12 protein-coding genes are annotated in these 15,581 nt (G+C 72.0%); 2 read left to right on the top strand and 10 right to left on the bottom strand.

All coding sequences use genetic code 11. From position 1 onward, the window contains the following. Window positions 1-119: 119 nt before the first annotated feature. The 5 genes from ACRX5W_RS04700 to hutU form a co-directional block, all read right to left on the bottom strand. Window positions 120-1,316 carry an acyl-CoA dehydrogenase family protein gene (locus ACRX5W_RS04700; protein WP_436786595.1) on the bottom strand — a complete coding sequence of 399 codons (1,197 nt, stop codon included), beginning with the start codon at window positions 1,314-1,316 and terminating at the stop codon, window positions 120-122. A 204-nt stretch (window positions 1,317-1,520) separates the two neighbouring features. Beyond that, complete coding sequence (hutI, locus tag ACRX5W_RS04695; RefSeq protein ID WP_436786594.1) at window positions 1,521-2,696, bottom strand: imidazolonepropionase; 1,176 nt, start codon at window positions 2,694-2,696, stop codon at window positions 1,521-1,523. Continuing rightward, complete coding sequence (locus ACRX5W_RS04690; protein WP_436786593.1) at window positions 2,693-4,048, bottom strand: formimidoylglutamate deiminase; 1,356 nt, start codon at window positions 4,046-4,048, stop codon at window positions 2,693-2,695. The genes hutI and ACRX5W_RS04690 overlap by 4 nt, the downstream gene beginning before the upstream one ends. Next, window positions 4,045-5,349, bottom strand: a complete 1,305-nt coding sequence (locus tag ACRX5W_RS04685) for an allantoate amidohydrolase (protein ID WP_436786592.1) — start codon at window positions 5,347-5,349, stop codon at window positions 4,045-4,047. Before ACRX5W_RS04685 ends, ACRX5W_RS04690 begins: the two co-directional genes overlap by 4 nt. Beyond that, window positions 5,346-7,019 (bottom strand): urocanate hydratase, encoded by a 1,674-nt coding sequence (hutU, locus tag ACRX5W_RS04680; RefSeq protein WP_436786591.1) that lies wholly within the window; start codon window positions 7,017-7,019, stop codon window positions 5,346-5,348. The genes ACRX5W_RS04685 and hutU overlap by 4 nt, the downstream gene beginning before the upstream one ends. 260 nt (window positions 7,020-7,279) lie before the next feature. Between hutU and ACRX5W_RS04675 the strand changes: the two genes are divergently transcribed. Beyond that, window positions 7,280-7,558, top strand: coding sequence for a hypothetical protein (locus ACRX5W_RS04675; RefSeq protein WP_436786590.1), 279 nt, complete (start codon window positions 7,280-7,282; stop codon window positions 7,556-7,558). Between the two features lie 135 nt (window positions 7,559-7,693). On the opposite strand, the gene ACRX5W_RS04670 is transcribed toward ACRX5W_RS04675, so the two are convergent. Beyond that, window positions 7,694-8,704: a MurR/RpiR family transcriptional regulator gene (locus ACRX5W_RS04670; protein ID WP_436786589.1), complete on the bottom strand. Its 1,011-nt coding sequence runs from the start codon at window positions 8,702-8,704 to the stop codon at window positions 7,694-7,696. A gap of 92 nt (window positions 8,705-8,796) precedes the next feature. Next, on the bottom strand, window positions 8,797-10,341 hold the full coding sequence (hutH, locus tag ACRX5W_RS04665) for a histidine ammonia-lyase (RefSeq protein WP_436786786.1): 1,545 nt from the start codon (window positions 10,339-10,341) through the stop codon (window positions 8,797-8,799). A gap of 204 nt (window positions 10,342-10,545) precedes the next feature. Between hutH and fdhD the strand changes: the two genes are divergently transcribed. Then, window positions 10,546-11,370: a formate dehydrogenase accessory sulfurtransferase FdhD gene (gene fdhD / locus ACRX5W_RS04660; protein WP_436786588.1), complete on the top strand. Its 825-nt coding sequence runs from the start codon at window positions 10,546-10,548 to the stop codon at window positions 11,368-11,370. A 96-nt stretch (window positions 11,371-11,466) separates the two neighbouring features. On the opposite strand, the gene ACRX5W_RS04655 is transcribed toward fdhD, so the two are convergent. From ACRX5W_RS04655 to ACRX5W_RS04645, 3 genes are all read right to left on the bottom strand, one after another. Next, window positions 11,467-13,272 carry a sensor domain-containing diguanylate cyclase gene (locus tag ACRX5W_RS04655; protein ID WP_436786587.1) on the bottom strand — a complete coding sequence of 602 codons (1,806 nt, stop codon included), beginning with the start codon at window positions 13,270-13,272 and terminating at the stop codon, window positions 11,467-11,469. 394 nt (window positions 13,273-13,666) lie between these two features. Continuing rightward, window positions 13,667-14,857, bottom strand: coding sequence for an adenylate/guanylate cyclase domain-containing protein (locus tag ACRX5W_RS04650; protein ID WP_436786586.1), 1,191 nt, complete (start codon window positions 14,855-14,857; stop codon window positions 13,667-13,669). A gap of 63 nt (window positions 14,858-14,920) precedes the next feature. Beyond that, window positions 14,921-15,580, bottom strand: a complete 660-nt coding sequence (locus tag ACRX5W_RS04645; protein WP_436786585.1) for a PH domain-containing protein — start codon at window positions 15,578-15,580, stop codon at window positions 14,921-14,923. Window position 15,581 lies beyond the last annotated feature (1 nt).

The following is a 15,581-nucleotide window of genomic DNA, read 5'->3' as shown; positions in this document are numbered from 1 at the left end:
CCCCCCCCCCCCCCCCCCCCCCCCCCCCCCCCCCCCCCCCCCCCCCCCCCCCCCCCCCCCCCCCCCCCCCCCCCCCCCCCCCCCCCCCCCCCCCCCCCGGCACCCGGGTCGGGCGTGGGTCAGCCCTTGAGCTTGTACTCCTCCATGAGCCGACGCCCGATGATCATCTTCTGGACCTCCGCCGTGCCCTCGCCGATGAGCAGCATCGGGGCCTCGCGGTAGAGGCGTTCGATCTCGAACTCCTTCGAGTACGCGTAGCCGCCGTGGATGCGGAACGCGTCCTCGACGACCTCCTTGCAGTACTCCGACGCCAGGTACTTCGCCATGCCGGCCTCTAGGTCGTTGCGCTCGCCCGCGTCCTTCTTGCGGGCGGCCATGACCATCATCTGGTGGGCGGCCTCGACCTTGGTGGCCATCTCGGCGAGCTTGAACTGGATCGCCTGGTGCTCGTGCAGTTGCTTGCCGAAGGTCTCGCGCTGCTGCGAGTACTGGATGCCGAGCTCGAAGGCGCGCTGCGCGAGGCCGCAGCCGCGCGCGGCGACGTTGACGCGGCCGACCTCGACGCCGTCCATCATCTGGTAGAAGCCCTTGCCGGGCACCCCGCCCAGGATGCGGTCGGCGGGCACCTTGACACCGTCGAGCACGAGCTCGGTCGTGTCGACGCCCTTGTAGCCCATCTTGTCGATCTTGCCGGGCACGGTCAGGCCCGGGCGGGTCTCGCCGAAGCCGGGCTCCTTCTCGACCAGGAAGGTCGTCATGTTCTTGTAGACCGAGTCGGCGCCCTCGTCGGTCTTGGTGAGCACCGCGACGAGGTTGGACGAGCCGCCGTTGGTCAGCCACATCTTCTGGCCGTTGATGACGTAGAACTCGCCGTCCTTGACCGCCTTGGTGCGGATCGACGACACGTCCGAACCGCAGTGCGGCTCCGACATCGAGAACGCGCCGCGGATCTCGCCCTCGGCCATCTTGGGAAGGAAGTAGTCCTTCTGCTCCTGCGTGCCGTGCTGCTTGATCATGTACGCGACGATGAAGTGCGTGTTGATGATGCCCGACACGCTCATCCAGCCGCGCGCGATCTCCTCGACCACCAGCGCGTACGTCAGCAGCGACTCGCCGAGACCGCCGTACTCCTCCGGGATCATGAGGCCGAAGAGCCCCATCTTCTTCATGCCCTCGACGATCTCCGTCGGGTACTCGTCCCGGTGCTCCAGCTCGGTCGCCACCGGGAGGATCTGCTTGTCCACGAAGGTGCGGACGGTCGCCAGAATCTCCCGCTGGACGTCGTTCAGCCCATCGGTCTGCGCAAGGCGGCCCACCAGGCGCCTCCTTCTCGTGTACGCGCATGTCCGGGCCTGCTCGGCACGCCGGTCCCGGCCACGCGTCTGGTCGTGAGGATTACTCCGGAGTATGTACGACCGGGTGGTGTGCCGAGAAGGGGACCCTCCTCACACCGGCCTTGGGCCCCCCGCTCGGGTGCGTGCCGCCCCGCCCGGACCGCCTGGGACCGCCCGGGCCGCCGGTCAACCACGAGCGACCACCTCCCCGGCGCGCCACACCGTGCGGACCACCGGAACTCCCGGCCGGTACGCCACGTGCACGTGCGACGGGGCGTCCAGCTCGACGAGGTCGGCGCGAATACCCGGTGTGACGCGCCCCACGTCGTCGCGCCGCAGTGCCGCCGCGCCGCCGGCTGTGGCCGACCACACGGCTTCGTCGGGCGTCATCCCCATCTCGCGGACGGCGAGAGCGACGCAGAAGGGCATGGACGTCGTGAAGCTCGTGCCGGGGTTGCAGTCGGTCGACAGCGCGACGGTCGCCCCCGCGTCGATCAGGCGCCGCGCGTCCGGATAGGCGGACCTGGTGGCGAACTCGGCGCCGGGCAGCAGCGTCGCCACGGTCGCGGAACCGGCGAGCGCGTCGATGTCGGCGTCGGTGAGATGTGTGCAGTGGTCGGCCGAGGCCGCGCCCGTTTCGACCGCGATTCGCACGCCGGGCCCCGGGCCGAGCTGGTTGGCGTGGACGCGCGGCACGAGTCCGCGCGCGAGTCCGGCGGCGAGGATCGCGCGGGCCTGGTCTCCGTCGAACGCGCCGCGCTCGCAGAACACGTCGATCCAGCGGGCGTGGGGAGCGCAGGCGTCCAGCATGGGCCCGGTGACCAGGTCGACGTAGCCGGCCGGGTCGTCGGCGAACTCGGGGGCGACGATGTGCGCGCCCAGGTAGGTGACTTCGTCGGTGACGCGGTGCGCGAGCCGGACGGCCCGCGCCTCGTCGCCGACGGTCAGGCCGTACCCGGACTTGCATTCGATCAGGGTGGTGCCCTGGCGGGCGGCCTCGGCGGCGAGCCGGTCGAGGTTGGCGGCCAGTTCGCTGTCGCTCGCGGCACGCGTGGCGGCGACGGTCGCCCGGATGCCGCCGGCGGTGTACGCCTCACCGGCCATGCGTGCCGCGAACTCGGCGGTGCGGTCGCCCGCGAAGACCAGGTGGGCGTGCGAGTCGACGAACCCTGGGAGCACCGCGCGCCCTTCGGTGTCGTGGCGCGCGTCGGCGGCCGGCGCGGCGGAGGACGGGCCGACCCACGCCACACGGCCGCTGTCGACGACCACGGCGGCGTCGGCGAGCAGGCCCAACGGGCCCGCGCCCAAACCGGGGTCGTTGGTGACCAGGGCCGCGATGCCGTCGATGAGCAGTGCGGTCATGCGACCAACGCCCTTACGGCTGCGGCGAGTTCTCCCTGGACATCCTCGATGAGCCGGTGGACGCCGTCCGCGACGATGGTGCGTCCGGCGACCATCACGTGGGTGACGTCCGCGGCGGTGGCGGCGAAGACGGCGGACGCCGACGCGAGGCGCGGCACGGTGCCGGCCAGGCGGACCGAATCGAGCCCGACGGTGACCAGGTCGGCGCGCATGCCGGTCTCGATGCGGCCGATGTCGTCGCGGCCCAGGGCGGCCTGGCCCAAGACGGTGCCGTGGGCGAGGAGCCTGGTGGTCGTAAAGTGGCCGCGGCTGCCGGTCCGCAGGCGTTCGCCGAGCTCGACGGCGCGGGCCTCCTCGAACATGTCGATGACGGCCTGGCTGTCGGTGCCCAGCGACAACGGGACGCCGGCGCGGGCGAGTTCGCCTGCCGGGCCGATGCCGTCGGCGAGGTCGCGCTCGGTGGTCGGGCACAGGCAGACGCCGGCGCCCGACGGGCCGAGGACGGCGATGTCGTGGTCGCTGAGGTGGGTGGCGTGCACGGCGGTGAAGCGTGCGCCGAGTGCACCGGCGGCGTCGAAGACCTCGACGGGGGTTCTGCCGTACGCCTCAAGGGACGCGTGGTTCTCGGCGGGCTGCTCGGACACGTGGGCGTGCAGCGGCGCGGCGCGTTCGGCGGCCCAGGCGGCGACGACGGGGATCTGCGTGTCGGGGACGGCACGCACGGAGTGAACGGCCGCGCCGACGCGCACGTCGTCGGAATCGCGGTAGGCGTCGGCGAGTTCGCCGGTCCGCATGGCCCAGCCGTCGACATCGCCGTCGCCGAAGCGCCGCTGGGTGCCGTCGAGTGGCTCGCCGATGCCGCCGGTCAGGTAACAGGTATCGAGCAGGGTGATGCGAATGCCTGCCTGCCGTGCGGCTTCGACGAGGACGTGGCCCATCGTGTTGGGCTCGGCGTACGGTGTGCCGCCGGGGCCGTGGTGGAGGTAGTGGAACTCGCCGACGGTGGTGATGCCCGCGAGGGCCATCTCGGCGTAGACGGCACGGGCGAGCGCGAGGTAGGTGTCGGGGTCGAGTTTGTCGGCGGCGGAGTACATCAGCGCTCGCCAGGTCCAGAAGGTGCCGGTGCCGGCCTGCGTACGCCCGCGCAGGACGCGGTGGAACGCGTGCGAGTGGGTGTTGGCGAAGCCGGGGATGGTGAGCCCGCGTCGGATTTCGGCGCCGGGCGGCGGGACCGTGTCCGGCCGGATGTCGGTGATCCGGCCGTCGTGGATGCCGAGGGCGACGTCGCGCTCCACGCCGTTGCGGGTGTGCACGATCTCGCACCACAGGAGTCGGGAGGGTTGAGGGGTCACGGCGTCGGTTCCTCGGGTGTGAGCGGGCCGCCGTTCGCGAGCAGGTCGGCCAGCACGGTCGTGAGCGCGTCGACCCCGGCGAGGCAGTCGGACGGCTCGGCGGACTCGGCCGGGGAATGCGATACCCCGGTCGGGTTCCGGACGAACACCATCGCGGTGGGCAACGCGGCCGACAGGATGCCCGCGTCGTGGCCGGCGCCGGTCGGCAGCACCGGCGCGTCGTGCAGGCACCGCGCGATGCGGTCGCGCAGCGGCCCGGCGAACTCGACGACCGGTGTGTACGACTCGCGGTCGACGTCGACGTGGGTTCCGTCGCGCGCGGCGCGTTCGAGGGCGGCCTGGGCGATCGCGGCGACCACGTCGTCGAGGAGGTCCTCCTCGGGGGCACGCGCGTCCAGCCAGCCGCGCACGAGCGAGGCGATGGCGTTGGTGGCGTTGGGCTCGACGGAGACCTTGCCGAAGGTCGCCAGCGCGCCCGCGAGCCGGGCCTTCTTGCGGGCGGCGAGCACGGTCGTGGCATACGTGAGCATCGGGTCGCGGCGGTCTTCCAGCCGCGTGGTGCCCGCGTGGTCGGCCGTGCCGCGGAAGTCGAACCGCCACCGGCCGTGCGGCCAGATCGCGGAGGCGACGCCGACGGGTGCGTCGCGGTCCACGAGCGCGCGGCCCTGTTCGATGTGGAGCTCGACGAAACAGCCGATGCGGCCGAGGAGTTCGGGGTCGGCGCCGAGCAACGCGGGATCGTGGCCCGCGGCGGCCACCGCATCGGCCAGCGCGACGCCGTCGCCGTCGCGCAAGGCCCGGGCCCGGTCGGCCGCGAGGACGCCGGTGGCGAGCCGCGATCCGACGCACGCGACACCGAACCGGGCGCCTTCCTCGTCGCCGAAGTTGACGATCGCGAAAGGCCGTCGAAAGGCGGTGCCGCGGGCGATGAGGCGGTCGAAGGCGGCGAAGGCCGAGACCACGCCGAGTGGCCCGTCGAAGGCCCCGCCGTCGGGCACGGAGTCGAGGTGCGACCCGGTGACGACCGCGTCGCGGGCGTCGGCAGGCGACCACGAGGCGGAAGGATCGGGGACTGGGACATCCGAGCGGGAGTTCGCCGGCACTCCGGACCACGCCCACTGGTTGCCGTTGCGGTCGGTTTCGTACACCAGCCCCCGCCGCAGCGCTTGCTCACGGAACCACGCCCGGCATTCGAGGTCGGCGGCATTCCAGGCGAAGCGCCGGTATCCGCCGGTCCGTGAGTCACGGCCGATGGGGAGCAGGTCCCGCCACATACGGTCGAACGTCTGGTCGGAGCTCATGCGTCCCCCTCCCGCATGGGCACGCGTACGCCTCGCTCTTCCGCGACTTCGACCGCGCGCTCGTAACCCGCGTCGACGTGCCGGATGACGCCCATGCCGGGGTCGTTGGTGAGCACACGCCGAATCTTCTCCCCGGCAAGCGCGGTGCCGTCGGCGACGGTGACCTGCCCGGCGTGGATCGACCTCCCGATTCCGACACCGCCGCCGTGGTGGATCGACACCCACGACGCGCCCGACGCCACGTTGACCATGGCGTTGAGCAGCGGCCAGTCGGCGATCGCGTCGGATCCGTCGCGCATGCCCTCGGTCTCGCGGTACGGCGACGCCACCGAGCCGCAGTCGAGATGGTCGCGGCCGATGACCACGGGCGCGGACAGTTCGCCGCTCGCGACCATGGCGTTGAAGCGCTCGCCGGCCTTGTCGCGTTCGCCGTAGCCGAGCCAGCAGATCCGGGCGGGCAGCCCCTGGAATCGCACCTTGTCGCGGGCCAGCGTGATCCAGCGCGCGAGTGAGGCGTTCTCGGGGAACAGCTCCAGCACCGCGCGATCGGTCGCGGCGATGTCCTTCGGGTCACCGGAGAGCGCGGCCCAGCGGAACGGCCCCTTGCCCTCGCAGAACAGCGGGCGAATATACGCCGGCACGAAGCCCGGGAAGTCGAACGCCCGTGCGTATCCGGCGAGTCGGGCCTCGCCTCGGATGGAGTTCCCATAGTCGAAGACCTCGGCGCCCTTGTCCTGGAAGCCCACCATCGCCTCGACGTGCCGGGCCATGGACTCCCGGGCGGCGATGGTGAATTCCGCCGGCCGGGCACGCGCGAACTCCGCCATGTCGTCGAACGCCACACCCGCCGGGAGGTAGGCCAGCGGATCGTGCGCGCTCGTCTGGTCGGTGACGACATCGATCGGTGCGTCCATCGCGAGAAGCCGCGGCACGATCTCGGCGGCATTGCCGAGCAGCGCGATCGACAACGGCCGGCGGGCGTCGCGGGCCTCGGCGGCCAGGCGCAGCGCCTCGTCGACGCTCTCGGTCCGCACATCGCAGAAGCCGTGGGCGATGCGCCGCTCGATACGCGTCGGATCGCACTCGACACAGATCGCCACGCCGCCGTTCATCGTCACGGCAAGCGGCTGCGCGCCGCCCATGCCCCCGAGCCCGGCGGTGAGCGTGACCGTGCCGGCGAGCGTGCCGCCGAAGTGCTTGGCGGCGACGGCGGCGAACGTTTCGTACGTGCCCTGGAGGATGCCCTGCGTGCCGATGTAGATCCATGAACCGGCGGTCATCTGGCCGTACATGGTCAGGCCTTGGGCCTCCAGGCGGCGGAACTCCTCCCAGTGGGCCCAGTCGCCGACCAGGTTCGAGTTCGCGAGCAGGACGCGTGGAGCCCATTCGTGGGTCCGCATGACCCCGACCGGGCGCCCGGACTGCACAAGCAGCGTCTCGTCGCCCCGCAGCGTCGTCAGCGTGCGCACGATCGCGTCGTACGACCCCCAGTCGCGCGCGGCCTTGCCGGTGCCGCCGTAGACCACCAGGTTGTCCGGGTGCTCCGCGACCTCCGGATCGAGGTTGTTCATGAGCATCCGCAGGGCGCCTTCCTGCGCCCAGCCGAGGGTGTTGAGCCCGGTACCACGCGGTGCGCGGACCGGTCGGGCGCCTGCGGTCGGAGCGGTCATGACGCACCTCCTGAATGGAACTCTTCATCGCATCGCTCTATGAATATAGCCCATCACTCGGCGCGACGGGCCCGACCGACACGGCCGAGAACCCGAGATCGATCCGTGGAAGAAACCCCCGAAAAAGCTGTCAAAGACACCCGGATCACGCATCGCCCACCCGGACAGTTACGCTTTCTGAAGACTTTTGTCCGCTATGCGAACGGTCGCGAAACGACTGCGACCAGCGCAGAATCCCGACCTCCACGGACCGGTGGAACATGCAACTTGAGCAGCTCATCTGGGCGGTCACGGCCCTCGGCGCCTTCGGGGCCGGCGCGGCGCTCACCCTGCTGGTCTCCGGCCGTGCCCGCGAACGCGGCGTGGTGGCCACGCTGCTTCTGACCGGCCTGCTCTTCACCGCCGGCGGATTCCTGCTGAGCACCCCGCGCTACGCCGACACCGGCGCCATCGCGGGCGGTGGCGCGGTGGTGGGAATCCTCATCGGCCTGGTGTGGGCCGTCGCAGCCCGCCCGGATCGGGCGCGCTCCCGGACCTGACCAATACCGGTCCCCACCCCCGCCCCCGGCCCCCGCCCCGGCCACCAGGCCGACGAATCGCCGGAAAAGCAACCTGTCAGCGTCGGTCAGTCCGTGAGGCAGCCCCGGCGAAAAAGCCACCACACGTCCTCACTGTCAGTCCTCGAACAGGCCGCGCTCCGCCGCGCGGCGGTCGAAGTCCTCCAGCCGCGCTTGCGCGCGGCCGGGTGCGAGGTCGCAGATGGCTTGGAGGAGGACCTGGCCGAGCAGCAGGGGAGCACCGCAGGAGTCGAAGACGAGCCGGCTGCCGACGCCCGCCACCAGGACGGCGTCGGAGAGCGCGGCGGCGGGGGCGAACGGGCCGTCGGCGATGGTGGCGATCCGGAGGCCGAGGTTCTTCGCGGTGCGCAGCGCGTCGGTCAGCTCGCGGGGATGGCGCGGAAGCGCGAAGCACAGCAGGGCTGTCGCGCCGGCCGCGTGCGCCTGGTCGAGCCGGTCGCCGAGGAGCGAGCCACCTTCGTCGATCACGCGCACGTCCGGCAGCACCTTCGCCGCGAAGTAGCCGAAGCTGCGTGCCGGTGCCACGCCGGTGCGCAGGCCGAGCACGACGAGCGGCCGTGAGTCGGCCAGCAGTTCGGCGGCGCGGGTGACGGGCCCCGGGTCGGCGAGTTGTTCGGCGAGCCGCGTCAGGTTGTCGATTTCTGCGTGGACGGCGCCGACGTACTCGTTGCGGTGCACCTCGGCATCTGTCTCGGCCCGCGCGGGAAGGCCGAGGGTGCGCAGGCGAGCGCGCAGCGCCGGATAGCCGTCGAAGCCGAGCGCGACAGCGAAGCGGGTGACCGACGGCTGGCTGACGTCGGCGAGCTGCGCGACCTCGACGCTGGACAGGTACGGCGCCTCGCCGGCGTGCCGGACGAGGCTGTGCGCGATGCGGCGCTGCGTCGGGGTGAGGCGGTGTTGGTCGAAAAGCGCGAGGAGACGGGACGACGGGCTGTCGAGCGCATCAGCGGCGCGAGTCGTGGCGGAGGTCGTGGTGGTGCCGGGGGCCTCACCGGCCGTGTCGGCGCGGTGGGAGTCGCGGCCCGGGCCTGTCCGGGCGCCGCGCCCGCCGTCATCCGGCCGTGGGCGGTCGGCCGGCGGCCTGGCGTCCGTCGCGTTGTCGTTCACAGCTTGCCCTCTCCCCTGTCCTCCGGTCCGGCGGCATTTCCCGTGCGGTGCCGGCCCGGCGGGCGGCGCCCGCCGCATCGGCGTACCTCGCGTCAGGCCAGTGGCCCTGTCACCGTCGCCGCCGCGCGGGTGAGCGCGCCCGAGCGTACAAAGTCCTCGGCGACCGCGAGTTCCGGGGACAGAAACCGGTCGGCGTCAGGGCCGGCGACGCCGGCGGCGCGCAGTGCGGCGATGACCGCGGCGGTGGCGGGAGCCGGGGCCAGGTCTCCGGACTGGGTGCGCAGATCGACGGCGCGGGCGGCGGCGACCAGTTCGATCGCGAGGATCCGCGTGAGATTCGCGATCGCCGTACGCAGCTTCCTGGCCGCGCTCCAGCCCATCGACACGTGGTCCTCCTGCATCGCCGACGACGGGATCGAGTCGACCGACGCCGGCACCGCGAGACGCTTGCTCTCGGCGACCAGGGCCGCCTGGGTGTACTGGGCGATCATCAGGCCGGAGTCCACACCCGGGTCGTCGGCGAGGAACGCGGGCAGGCCGTGCGAGCGGCACGGGTCGAGGAGACGGTCGGTGCGGCGTTCGGCGATCGAGCCGAGGTCGGCGACGGCGATCGCGAGGAAGTCGAGGACGTACCCGACGGGCGCGCCGTGGAAGTTGCCGTTCGACTCGATGCGTCCGTCGTCGAGGATGACCGGGTTGTCGATGGCGGCGGCCAGCTCGCGTTCGGCGACGGCCGCCGCGTGGGCGAGTGTGTCGCGGCCCGCGCCCGCGACCTGCGGCGCACAGCGCACCGAGTATGCGTCCTGGACGCGCGGCTGCTGGTCCTGGTGGTGCCCGGTCATGTTCGATCCGGCGAGGACACGAAGCATGTTGTCGGCGCTGGCGGCCTGGCCCGGGTGCGGGCGGATCGCGTGCAGCGCCGGGTCCAGGACCTTGTCGGTGCCGAGCAGCGCTTCGAGGGTCATGGCCGCGGTCACGTCGGCCGCGGTGAACAGCGCGGACAGATCGGCGATGGCCAGCAGCAGCATGCCGAGCATGCCGTCGGTGCCGTTGATGAGGGCAAGGCCCTCCTTCTCGCGCAACTCGATCGGGGCGAGGCCGTGCGCGTCCAGCAGCTCGGCGGCGGGTCGGACCACTTTGTCCGGGCCCTCGGCTTCGCCTTCGCCGGTCAGCACGAGGGCGCAGTGCGAGAGCGGCGCGAGGTCGCCGGAGCAGCCGAGCGATCCGTATTCGTGGACGACGGGGGTGATGTCGGCGTTGAGCAGCGCGGCGATGCCTCGGGCGACCAGGGGGCGGACACCGGTACGGCCCGACGCGAGGGTCTTCAGGCGCAGCAGCATCAGCGCGCGCACGACCTCGGTCTCCACGCGCGGGCCCGTTCCTGCGGCGTGCGACCGGACGAGGGAGTGCTGAAGGCGGGTGCGCAGCTCGGCGCTGATGTGCCGGGTGGCGAGCGCGCCGAAGCCGGTGGACACGCCGTAGACCGGGCGAGGGGACGCGGCCAGGTCGTCGACGACCGCGCGGGTGCGGGCCATCGCCGCGAGCGCGCCGGCGGAGAGGTCGACGCGGGCGCCGTGCCGGGCGACGGCGAGGACGTCGGCGGGGGTGAGCCCGGCCTCGGCGACGGTGACGTGCATACGCCCGGCCTCCGCGCCGCCGGACGGGTTTTGCAGATCCTTATTCACCACCACATTATGTGCATGGATCATGTGCAGAGATGACGCGGCACGGAGTGGTCGCCGCCCGCCCGGGGAATCCCACGCCCACGCTCTGCGTCACTCTTTTCAGGACACACACCGCATCCGAGCATCCGAGCATCCGAGCCGCAAAGGGGCCGCCTCGTGGGCCGCGTCACCAGCCGCCGCAAGATCCTGCGTCTGGACGGCGGTGCCGCATCACGTCGCACCGACACGCTCGCGGCCGAGGAGCCGCTGGACATCCGCGTGGGCGGACGAACGCTGACGGTCACGATGCGCACTCCGGGCGACGACTTCGATCTGGTCGCGGGCTTCCTTGTCGCGGAGGGCGTCGTCCACGGCAAAGACGACCTTGTCGCGCTGCGTTATTGCGCCGGGACCGACGATGAGGGCCGCAACACGTACAACGTCGTCGACGCGGCACTCGGCGCGCATGTGCCTCCGCTCGCCCCCGGGCTCCAGCGCGGCGTGTGGACGTCCAGTTCGTGTGGGATCTGCGGCACGACGGGCATCGAAGGCCTGCGCAAGATCTCGCGCTTCGACGTGGCGGACGACCAAATCCGGCTCACCCCCGAGGTGTTGTACGGCCTTCCCGGCGAACTCCGGCGCGCGCAGAAGGTGTTCGATGCGACCGGCGGCCTGCACGCCGCGGGCCTGTTCACCCCGGACGGGGAACTGGTCTGCGTACGCGAGGACGTGGGCCGCCACAACGCCGTCGACAAGGTGGTCGGCTGGGCCCTGCGCGAAGGCCGGCTGCCGCTGACCGGCCACATTCTGGCGGTCAGCGGGCGCGCGTCTTTCGAGCTGACGCAGAAGGCGTTGATGGCGGGAATCCCGGTGCTGACCGCGGTCTCCGCGCCCTCGTCGCTCGCGGTCGAACTCGCCGACGACGCGGGCGTGACCCTGGTCGGATTCCTGCGCGGGCAGTCCGCGAACGTCTACACGCACACCCACCGCGTCGTCGCCTGAGCCCGGTCGCGGGACGGAAAGTGCCGTGGAGCAACGCTTTTCGTCCCTTCGACTCCGACCGGGCGGGGAAAAGGCCGCCCGTTTCCGGCCGGCGCCTCACTCCGGCAGCGACGCCCCTCCGGTGAGGGCCACCGCGACCAATGCCCGCAGCACCGGGGCGAGTCCCTGCGCCGACAGGCTCAACTCGTCGGTGAAGATCTCGACCAGCCATCCCCCGGCGGCGTTGGTGCCGCCCGCGACGACCATCGCCTTGTAGCCCCCGACCAGCAGCAGGTCCTCTTCCGCCGGGTCGTTGCCGGCGTCCCCGACCTCCTGCACGAAGCCGCCGCCCTGTACTGCCTCGGCCGCCGCCGGGTAGGCGCTCAGGTCGTATTCCGCGGTGCCCGCCTCGTACCGGGCCCGCGCGGCGCCCGGCGATCCGGTCATGCGGTGGATCGAATACCGCACGGTCCGCAGCGAACGCCCCTGCGGCGGGACGTACGAGATCCACCACGAAACGCCGTCGAGCATGCGCGCGAAGGTGTCCGCGACGATTTCCAGCCGGCCGAGCGTGTCCGCGCGGTGCACCCGGCCGGGCACGCGCTCGTCGAGGGCGCCGAGTACCGCGGCGAGCAGGCGGCCGGGCTCCGCGTTGTGCAGTGCGCCGCGGAACCGGCGGCGGTCGCGGTGCGGTCGGCCCGCCGGTGCGGAATCCGCGGGCAGGACCGCGTCGTCGTCGACCGCGAGCGACACCGTGGGGTCGGGCGGTTGCCCGCGCCCGGCCACCACGGGGTGGATCGCGCGGCTGCCCTTGGCCCGATACTGCGCCGCGTCGGCGAGCCGGAACAGCCGGTCGGCGCTGGTCACCGGGCCGACCGGGTCGCCGGTCGACGCGACGCCGCACGCGACCCCCTCGCCGTCGTGCATCCGCAGCGCGCGCCGGCACAGCTCCTCGGCCACCGCCACGACCTCGTCGGGGCTGAAACCCTCGACCAGCACACAGAATTCGTCGCCGCCGAGACGGGCCGCCATCGACCCGGGAAGCATCGCGCTGCACGCGGAGAGCTGGTCGGCGAAGCGCTCCAGGAGCCGGTCACCGACATCATGGCCGCGCTCGTCGTTGAGCCGCTTGAGGCCGTTGACGTCGCACACGATGAGACTGACGACGGTTCCCTCGCGGTAATGCCGGGTGATCGCGGCGTCCAGGCGCGCGTCGATCGCGCGGCGGTTGGCGAGCCCGGTCAGCGGGTCGGTGAACGCCAGCTTCTCGATGCGCTGGTAGTGCTCCGCCTGCGCGAGCCCCGCGGAGATCTGCGCCGCGAGAACAGCGGCGAACTCGGCGTCGACGGAGTCGAAGCGCGGCTGCTCGGCGTGCCGGGCGAGATAGAGCTCGCCCCATACCCGCCCCTCGACCATGATCGGCGCGACCATGCAGCCGTGTCGGCCGCGGCGCCGCAGCGCCACGACGCGCTCGTGCTCGGAGTCGCGCTCGTCGACGGTGTTGGACCACGCGGTGGGCCACGTCGCGGGGGCGATGATCTCGGGGAAGTCGGTGACGGCGTACATCTCGGCGTGCGGCAGGGCCTCCTCGCCGTCCGCCAGGTCGCCGTCGTTGATCAGGACGCGCAGGTGCCCGGAGTCACGCTCCCAGACGGAGATGGAGGCGAGTGCGGCGTCCATGGCGACGCGGGCCTGCCCGGCGGAGATCCGCACGACGTCCGTCAGCGTGTGGGCGGTGGCCAGCGCCTTGGCGAGCTCCATGACGGCGTGCAGGCGGCGGGCCGCGTCCCTCCCGCCCGGCGGCGGAGCCGAGCCGCTGCCGTTCTTGCCCGCGGAGTTGCCCGCGGGTTCTCCGGAAGGTTGGCCGCCGGGGTCGGGGCGTTCGTGCCCGTGCGGATCAGCGCGCGCTACGACTTTCCTCACCGCCTCCGTACGGGCTCGCCGACGCGCGGGCCGACCCTCGCCGACCCCGCTCGACACTACTGAAGAGTATGTCGCTATTTGCCGAATTTGCAGCAGAAAAAGGTCACATCTGTAGACAAGATGTCACAGTGTGTTGTCTGCCGTTGGTCATCCCCCGGGAACATCCCGACGACGGTCATCCGAGCCCCCGGACCGCCGCGGAACCTCCACCCACGCCTGGAAACCTTACTCCTCCGTACCGACACGGCGACGCCCCGTGTCCATACCGACACACACTTCGGCCAGGGCGTTTCCACCGGAATCCGGCTCTTTCGGTGCACGTTGCGGTGCCGGGATGCCGAGGAAGTTTCGGCCAGGTTTCGGACCACCCGGCACCGGCGGGTCAACGCGCGGTCTACGTCGTCGGCCCGGCCCTGTCCGGCAGCGCGGGCCCGTCCTCCTCGGGCGCGGGTACGCCGGGCCGCTGGACCATGAACGGCTCCACCAGCCCGAGACCCCGAACCGGCCGCCGCCACATTGGCTGCACGTCGAAATCCGGGACGCCCTTCAACGCGGTGGCCAACTCGCGGTCCACGACGACGGAGTTCTTCGGCGCGAGAGCGGTCAGCCGGCTCGCGAGGTTCACCGTGGTCCCGAAGACGTCGCCCATCCGCGACAGGACCTGGCCGTAGGCGATGCCCACCCGCAGCTCGGGCAGCACCGACTCCTCGGCCATCGCCTCGACCAGCCGCAACCCGAGCTCCGCGGCGGCCTGCGGGTTGAAGGCGACGTACAACACCTCGTCGCCGAGGGTCTTGACCAGGCGTCCGCCGAGCGAGGTGATGACATCGGCCGCCGCGTCCTCGAACGTCTCGACCACACGGCCGAGTTCGTTCTCCGACAGGCTGCGCGACAGGCGCGTGAAGCCGACGAGGTCGGCGAATCCCACCGCGAGGCGCTGGCCGACGGTGTTGTGGTCGGTCACCGACTGCATCGCGCGCGTACCGGCGGCGGCGAGGTGGCGGCGCCACGCGTACAAAACGAGTGGTTCGAGCTGGGGCATGACCTCCTCGGCGGCGCCGAGGATGCGGTCGGACCGCTGGCCGTTCAGCTCGCCGCTGATGTACTCGATCCACGCCTCGGTCTGCCACTCGGCGAAGCGGGCCATCGTCTGCCCGACCGAGCGGACGAACTGCGCCGCGACCGGCTCGGGCAGCAGACCGGATTTGATCAGTTTGCGCAGGTGCCGCAGCGCTTCGACGTCGGCGTCGGTGAACGCGCGGGCCGGGCCGAAGTCGGCGAAACCCAGCGCGCGCCACATCCGCCGGGCCTCCTCCAGCGACACCCCGACCAGTTGCGCGACCTGGCCGGACGTGTAGCGCCGAGGGGCGCCGAGCACCAGTTCCTCCACGTCGATGATCGACGGCAGCACGAACTCGGTGTCCTCAAGGTCCGGCACCGGTATGGGCCGCTCCTTGTCGCTCTTGTGGTCGGCCTCACGGCCGTTGCTTCCACGGCCGTTACTGCGGCCGATGTTGCGGCGATCACGGGCCGGGGTCGTCCGGCCGTCGATCGGGTGCCCGTCTCGGGCACGCTCTTCGGGCATGCGCTCCACCAGGGGTAAGGGTGTCTCGTCAGGGCAACCTTACGTGTCCGGCGTCACACTTGGTCAGCCCACCGGTCCCTCGGATTCTCCGCGGGGTTCGGCGGGGAGCGTGCCGGGCGGCCGGTCGATCCGGAGCGTCTGCCGGGTGGACAGCTGCTGTGTCGTCTGCTGCGGGGGCTGCTCTGCGGGCTTCCCGACGGGCTGCCTCATGGTCTGTGCCAAGGACGGCGGGGCCGACTGCCGGGCGCTGTGGTACGCGGCGTCTCGCGCCAGGTCGACCAACCGCAAAAGCCGCGCCTGCACCCGCTTGACCTGCGGTAGTCCGACCAACTCCACGGCCTCGCGGCCGTCGGCGGGGACCACGACCAGATTTCCCATGCCGAGCATGCGATCGACGAAGGAGGCCTGGGTGACGCGCACGTCCGCGACCCGGACGAGAGCGATCGCCCGCCCCTCCTGCGTCCACAAGCCGCGCTGCTCCACGAGCCGGCCCCCGACCACGACGTGCCGGTCGGTCAGCCACCCCAGCCACGGCACCACCGTCCAACGCGCGATGATCCCCGCCGCGAGCACCACGACCGCGATGCGGGGCCAGTTGCGCCCGTCGCGGTCCGGTGCGATGGACGCGAGATAGGAGGCGACGCCGACCACGACGAAGAGAACCATGACCGGGCCGACAAGCGCGCGCCAGTGCTCGCGCAACACCATGTCCGGCCGGGCCATT

The sequence above is a fragment of the Yinghuangia sp. YIM S10712 genome, from assembly GCF_051388935.1.
In the GTDB taxonomy this organism is placed as follows: domain Bacteria; phylum Actinomycetota; class Actinomycetes; order Streptomycetales; family Streptomycetaceae; genus Yinghuangia.
The sequence above is the reverse complement of the archived record's forward strand: the minus strand, read 5'-3'. Positions and strand labels throughout refer to the sequence as shown.

Bases quoted from the DNA above. Each gene is read 5' to 3' on its own strand.
- ACRX5W_RS04685 (WP_436786592.1), bottom strand. From the start codon at position 5,349: ATGAGCTCCGACCAGACGTTCGACCGTATGTGGCGGGACCTGCTCCCC.
- hutH (WP_436786786.1), bottom strand. From the start codon at position 10,341: ATGCACGTCACCGTCGCCGAGGCCGGGCTCACCCCCGCCGACGTCCTC.
- hutU (WP_436786591.1), bottom strand. From the start codon at position 7,019: ATGACCGCTCCGACCGCAGGCGCCCGACCGGTCCGCGCACCGCGTGGT.
- hutI (WP_436786594.1), bottom strand. From the start codon at position 2,696: ATGACCGCACTGCTCATCGACGGCATCGCGGCCCTGGTCACCAACGAC.
- ACRX5W_RS04650 (WP_436786586.1), bottom strand. From the start codon at position 14,857: ATGCCCGAAGAGCGTGCCCGAGACGGGCACCCGATCGACGGCCGGACG.
- ACRX5W_RS04675 (WP_436786590.1), top strand. From the start codon at position 7,280: ATGCAACTTGAGCAGCTCATCTGGGCGGTCACGGCCCTCGGCGCCTTC.
- ACRX5W_RS04645 (WP_436786585.1), bottom strand. From the start codon at position 15,580: ATGGCCCGGCCGGACATGGTGTTGCGCGAGCACTGGCGCGCGCTTGTC.